The 6,304-nt window shown below is 56.4% G+C and carries 4 protein-coding genes; all 4 read right to left on the minus strand.

Features of this window, described 5'->3' with window-relative positions; genetic code table 11:
• Window positions 1-25: 25 nt before the first annotated feature.
• Window positions 26-859 (minus strand): phosphate ABC transporter ATP-binding protein PstB, encoded by an 834-nt coding sequence (gene pstB / locus R6U90_RS07815; protein WP_410352112.1) that lies wholly within the window; start codon window positions 857-859, stop codon window positions 26-28.
• Window positions 860-880: 21 nt separating this feature from the next.
• Entirely contained in the window at window positions 881-2,536 is a 1,656-nt protein-coding gene (pstA, locus tag R6U90_RS07820; RefSeq protein WP_410352113.1) for a phosphate ABC transporter permease PstA, read from the minus strand.
• Between the two features lie 27 nt (window positions 2,537-2,563).
• Window positions 2,564-4,828 carry an ABC transporter permease subunit gene (locus R6U90_RS07825; protein ID WP_410352114.1) on the minus strand — a complete coding sequence of 755 codons (2,265 nt, stop codon included), beginning with the start codon at window positions 4,826-4,828 and terminating at the stop codon, window positions 2,564-2,566.
• Between the two features lie 281 nt (window positions 4,829-5,109).
• Window positions 5,110-6,081 (minus strand): PstS family phosphate ABC transporter substrate-binding protein, encoded by a 972-nt coding sequence (locus R6U90_RS07830; protein WP_410352115.1) that lies wholly within the window; start codon window positions 6,079-6,081, stop codon window positions 5,110-5,112.
• Window positions 6,082-6,304: the final 223 nt, after the last annotated feature.

Below are 6,304 nucleotides of genomic sequence, written 5' to 3' on the forward strand. Positions count from 1 at the left end.
TGGTGGCTTGCTGTTCTCCGGCGTTTTAGCCATAACGGCCGGTGATATAGTCTTCGGTCTTTTTCTGGCTCGGATTGGTAAACAGGGTATTGGTATCCTGAAATTCGACGACCTCGCCAAGATACATAAACGCTGTGTAGTCCGAGACTCGGGCGGCCTGTTGCATGTTATGGGTAACGATAACAATCGTATACTTTTTCTTGAGCTCGTAAATCAGCTCCTCGATTTTGAGCGTGGAGATCGGATCCAGCGCCGAAGCCGGTTCGTCCAGCAACAGTACTTCCGGCTCAATGGCGATGGCGCGGGCGATTACCAGACGTTGCTGCTGACCACCAGAGAGGCCCAGGGCATTCTCCTGCAGCCGATCCTTGACCTCGTCCCACAGGGCCGCCCCCTTGAGGGCCTTTTCCACACTCTCGTCGAGACGCCGCTTGTCCTTGACGCCCTGGATGCGTAATCCGTAGGCCACATTCTCGTAGACACTCTTGGGAAAAGGGTTCGGTTTCTGGAACACCATGCCTACCTTGCGGCGCAATTCGGCAACATTGACCTTCTTGGTATAGATATTCTCGCCATCGAGGGTGATCTTGCCCTCGACCCGGCAGATATCCACCAGATCGTTCATCCGGTTGAAACAGCGCAGCAGGGTTGATTTGCCGCAGCCACTGGGGCCGATGAAAGCCGTCACCTTGTGTTCGGGGATCCCCATGTTGATATTAAACAGTGCCTGGGTCGGCCCGTAGTACAGGTTCAGGTCCTCCACCTGTATCACCAGATTCTCGTCTTCAAAATGCACGTTATCCTGTGCGCGATCCAGGTTATCCAGGTTGATACCGTGTGTCATATTATCAGGAGTCATAATTTTATCTTCTGCCAGTTTTTAACCGCTTTCAAGTGCCCGATGCTTCTCACGCAGGCGATTACGGATGTATATCGCACTCAGGTTGAGGGCGATGATGACCAGAATCAACAGCAGCGAGGTCGCGTAAACCAGCGGCCGGGCCGCCTCGACATTGGGGCTCTGGAAGCCGACATCATAGATGTGGAAACCCAGATGCATGAATTTACGTTCCATATGCAGGTACGGGAAATTGCCGTCCAACGGTAGTGAGGGCGCCAGCTTGACCACACCGACCAGCATCAAGGGCGCCACCTCGCCGGCGGCACGCGCGACGGCCAGAATCAGGCCGGTCATCATCGCCGGTGAGGCCATCGGAATCACGGTCCGCCACAGGGTCTCGGCCTTGGTGGCCCCCAGCGCCAGACTGCCTTCGCGAATTGAACTGGGAATCCGACTCAAGCCTTCCTCGGTGGAAACGATCACCACCGGCAGGGTGAGCAGTGCCAGGGTCAGTGACGACCAGAGGATGCCCGGTGTTCCGAAGGTAGGCGCCGGCAGGGCCTCGGGGAAAAACAGCTGGTCGATATTGCCGCCCAGGAAATAGATAAAGAAGCCCAGGCCGAACACCCCGTAAACGATCGACGGCACCCCGGCCAGGTTATTCACCGCAATCCGGATGGTACGAATGATCGGCCCCTGGGTGGCGTATTCGCGCAAGTAGATAGCGGCAATGACCCCGAAAGGCGTTACCAGTACCGACATGATCAACACCATCATCACGGTGCCGAAAATCGCGGGAAAAATGCCGCCCTCGGTATTGGCCTCGCGCGGCTCGCCGCTGACAAATTCCCAGACCTTGGCAAAATAGAACCCCATCTTGCCCATAATACCCATGCTATTGGGGTAATAGACCCGCACAATTTTTGCCAGGGGGATTTCGATCTGGCGGCCACTCATAGTCTCGGCCAGAATACTGTCGCGGCGAATCTGGCTGTACAGTTCATTCATTGATTCGAGCAGGGTTTCGTATTCGGCGTTCAGTGCGTCACGCCGATTGGCAAGTTCCTGCTGCTTCTGTGGCGTCAGTTCATTTTCAAGTTCCAGCGCACGCTCTTCCAGACGCAGGCGTTCCATCTGGTAGTTGATCGAACCGATCTCACCTTTCTGGATATCCTTGATGCGATCATGCAGTTCGGTGGCGCGCTCCAGACGGACTTCCAGTTCCTGCTGGGCATTCTCGCCTTCGGCGACAACCTGACCATTTTCTTTTACCTGACGCAGGAAACCGTAAAAATTACCCCATTCGTGGCGTTCGATGACCAGCAGGTTTTCGGGATACTCGATATCCTGAACAAAATCGGCAAAGACCACCTGGAAATCCGCACCGGTCACGTCACGGTTGCCGGTCTTGATCAGATAGCGGGTCAGTTTCTCGCTCTCGAAATCGAATTCATAACCACTGCTTTCGGCCTGAACCCGCGGGATGGTCTCGACCGAGTCGATCTCGCCAACCAGGCGCGTGGTCTCGCCCGAAGGCAGTACATACTGGGCGTCGATCACAGCGCTGGGCCAGAAATAACTCAGCCCCCGCACGCCAATGAGCAACATCAGTCCGAATACCATGATCAGACTGACACTGACGGCACCGGCGTTGAGCCAGATCCAGGGTTGTCCCGATTTGAACCAGCTATTCATCGAATTTCCTCAAGATTCCCATTCGGGTTACAGACTGCTGTAACGCTTGCGTAAACGTTGCCGAACAATTTCCGCGGCGGTATTCACCAGGAAAGTAAAGGCAAACAGCACCAGCGCCGCCAGGAACAGAACACGATAATGCGTACTGTCGACTTCCGACTCGGGCATTTCCACCGCGATATTGGCTGACAGGGTGCGCATGCCCTCGAAGATATTCATGTCCATCAGCGGCGTATTGCCGGTCGCCATCAACACGATCATGGTCTCACCCACCGCGCGTCCCAGACCGATCATCACCGCCGAGAAGATCCCCGGACTGGCGGTCAGCAGAACGACCCGCATCATGGTCTGCCAGGACGTGGCGCCCATGGCCAGCGAGCCCTGTACCAGGTGCTTGGGCACGGCGAAGATCGCATCCTCGGCAATGGAGAAGATGGTCGGAATCACTGCGAAGCCCATGGCCAGGCCGATGACCAGCGAGTTGCGCTGGTCATAACTGATGCCCAGTTCCTCGCTCATCCAGATGCGCACATCCCCGCCGAAGAAAGCGGCTTCCATCCACGGACTGGCACTGAAAGAGGCATAACCGATTAACAGAATGATCGGGATCAACCAGGCGGCTTCCCACCCTTCGGGGAGCGTATGGCGGATTCGATCCGGCAGACGATGGAATCCATAGGCGACCAGCAACAACCCGAAGGGCATGATGATCAATAAGGAGAAGATCCCCGGCAGGTGTCGCTCCAGAAACGGTGCCAGCCAGAGCCCGGCCAGAAAACCGATGATGACCGTCGGCAGGGCCTCCATGATCTCGATGCTGGGTTTGACCGTCTGGCGCATGCGCGGGGCCATGAAATGGGCGGTATAGATCGCGCCCATGATGGACAGCGGAATCGCGAACAGCATGGCGTAGAACGCCGCCTTGAGCGTGCCAAAGGAGAGCGGCACCAGCGACAGTTTGGGCTCATGATCGTTACTGGACGAGGAGGACTGCCAGACATACTCGGGTTCGTCGTAGCTTTCGTACCAGACCTTACCCCACAGCGAGGACATGGAGATTTCCGGATGCTCGTTATCGATATGGTAAAAATGCAGACGCTCGCCGGACTGCAGCAACGCGGCCTTGGCACGCGGTGAGATGGCCACCTGCTGCAGGGCGTCGGCAACCGGCCGGGTCAACAGAGTACGGTTCGCCGTGGTGTGAAAGATCCCCAGCTGACCCTCACCGTCCACAGCCAGAAATCCCTTGCGGTTGTATTCCGGCGCGATCCCTTTAATTGGCCCGTTCAAATCATCGAAAGAACGAATCTGGCGAAACACCCGTTTGTCGCTGTCACGCTGCTCGGGTACGGGGAACAACTGCAAGACCGTGCCCTGATCCGAGCCGGCCAGCAACGAGATATCCCCGGTCAGAAATTCCAGGCTGGTCACCCGCTGATTCCCACCAAACAGCGAAAGGTGCTGTTGCAGCGAAGGGGCTTCCTTGTCAAACAGATCGTAATGGCTCAGGTTGTCATCGCCACGGACGACATAAAGATTGCGTTGCTGCTTGTCCACCAGCAAATGAGAGATGGCACCGCGCGAGGTCCGTGGTACTTCTGCCCGGGTTTCCTCCAGGGTGACGTCATCGCCCAGAAACGATTCCTCGCGGCGGATATTCAATAGTTGAATCTGTTGCTCGCCGGCCAACCCGGCAACCGTGGTCTCTTCCTCACCGGACTGCACCGCGAGATGGGTAATCGCCCGCCCCTGGGTATCCAGTTGCAGAAGGTCCTCGCCAAGCGGATACTGGATTTCTGGCGTAATTTCCCGCACCGGTTTGCCGCCTTCCACCAGGGCATCGCTAAAGCTGATCTGGTAGTGATGCTTGAACACCAGCGCCTGGCCATTGGACAATCCCACGCCCAGCACCCGGCTGGCCGGATCACCCGCCGCCCAGCTGGTGATTTGTGTGTCGTCGGGAATCGGCAGGGGCACGATCTTGCGAATCGTCCCATCCCAGGTATTGAAGAAAATCACCCGGCCGGTATCGGTCAGGCGCAGACCAACCACCGCCTGCTCTTCCATCGCCAGATGCAGTGTTCGCTCGTCGCTGCCGGGGACGCTGTAATCGGTGACCTTGTCGATCGACGCCGACTGGAACATCGGCAGCACCACCGCCAGCAAATAGACCAGGATCAGGGTGATCGCCACGATCACCCCCAGGCCCCCCACCGCCACGCCATGGCGGGCCAGGGTGTCCTTGAGCATGCGCCAGCGCATTAGCAGATTGCTGTGGTCGATACGGGTCATGACAGGCTCGCTTGTCCCCTGATTACTGGAGGCGCCAGCATAAAGACCGGATATGACAGAAATGTGACAAAAGAGCCTCCGTTTCGGCTGCTGTACTGCAAGCCTGCTAATGGCTATTTTTTACCCATCGGTACGACCAATGGCCTCTCACAGAGGCACCAGATCGCCAGGAAATCAGTTGGTTATCCCTCTGCGAGAGACATTCAGAATCATCTGTTTCCAGCACAAAAAAAGCCCCGCCAGTGGCGGGGCTTGCAAGACACGAGAGGTGCGTCTTTAACTTACTTCAATTTGTCTATTTGTTTTTCCGCGACACTGGCCGGCAGCGGGATATAACCGTCCTTGACGACCACTTCCTGACCAATCTTGGACATAACCATCTTGATGAACTCGCGTTCCAGCGGCGGCAACGGCTTGTTGGGATGCTTGTTCACGTAGACGTAGAGGAAGCGGGACAGCGGATACTTGCCCTTCAGGGCGTTTTCCGTCGTTGCCGCGATCATCGGATCACCCTCTTTTTTGGCCAGAGCAACCGTTTTGACGCCGGAGGTCTTGTAACCGATACCGGAATATCCAATGCCGTTCAGGGATGAAGATACCGACTGAACCACCGAGGCGGAACCGGGCTGTTCGTTCACAGAACTCTTGTAGTCGCCTTTACACAGGGCATGCTTCTTGTAGTAACCGTAAGTGCCGGAAACCGAGTTACGCCCGTAGATCTGGATATCGCGGTTGGCCCAGGCGCCGGTCAGACCCAGATCACCCCAGGTAGAGATGTCCTTGTCGTAACCACATTTGCGGGTCGAGGAGAAAATCGCATCCACCTGCGGAATGGTCAGCCCTTCGATCGGGTTATCCTTGTGGACGAAAACAGCCAGGGCGTCGATGGCCACCGGAATGGCGGTCGGCTTGTAACCGTGTTTCTTTTCGAACGATTCGATTTCCTTGGACTTCATCTTGCGGCTCATCGGCCCCAGATTGGAAGTCCCTTCGGTCAACGCCGGCGGCGCGGTAGAGGAACCGGCGGCCTGGATCTGAATGTTGACATTCGGATACTGGCGCTTGAACTCTTCCGCCCACAAGGTCATCAGATTGGCCAGGGTATCGGAACCCACACTGCTCAGATTACCGGAGACGCCACTGGCGCGCTGATAATCTTTCAAATCGGGATCGACTTTGGCTTGCGCGAAAGCCTGGCCAGAGACAAAGCTCATTGCCAGTAGCGAAGCCAGAAGCTGCTTTTTCTTTAACATGGATGCTCTCCTTACGAGATTTGTGTTTTGTTCGGCGTACTGTATGAATCGGTTGTGACAAGGTTATGAACCAAATGTGACCAGCGTATGACAATGCCCCCGGGCTTCGCCCGGAGGCGAGTTACGAGGGACGAGTAACGAGGGCCGAGGGAAACCATCCCATAGCTCAGGAGAAGGCTGTCTTCCCTCCTCGTCACTCGTCACTCGTCACTCGTCACTCGTC

Source organism: Thiohalophilus sp. (assembly GCF_046483665.1).
Lineage (GTDB): Bacteria > Pseudomonadota > Gammaproteobacteria > UBA6429 > Thiohalophilaceae > Thiohalophilus.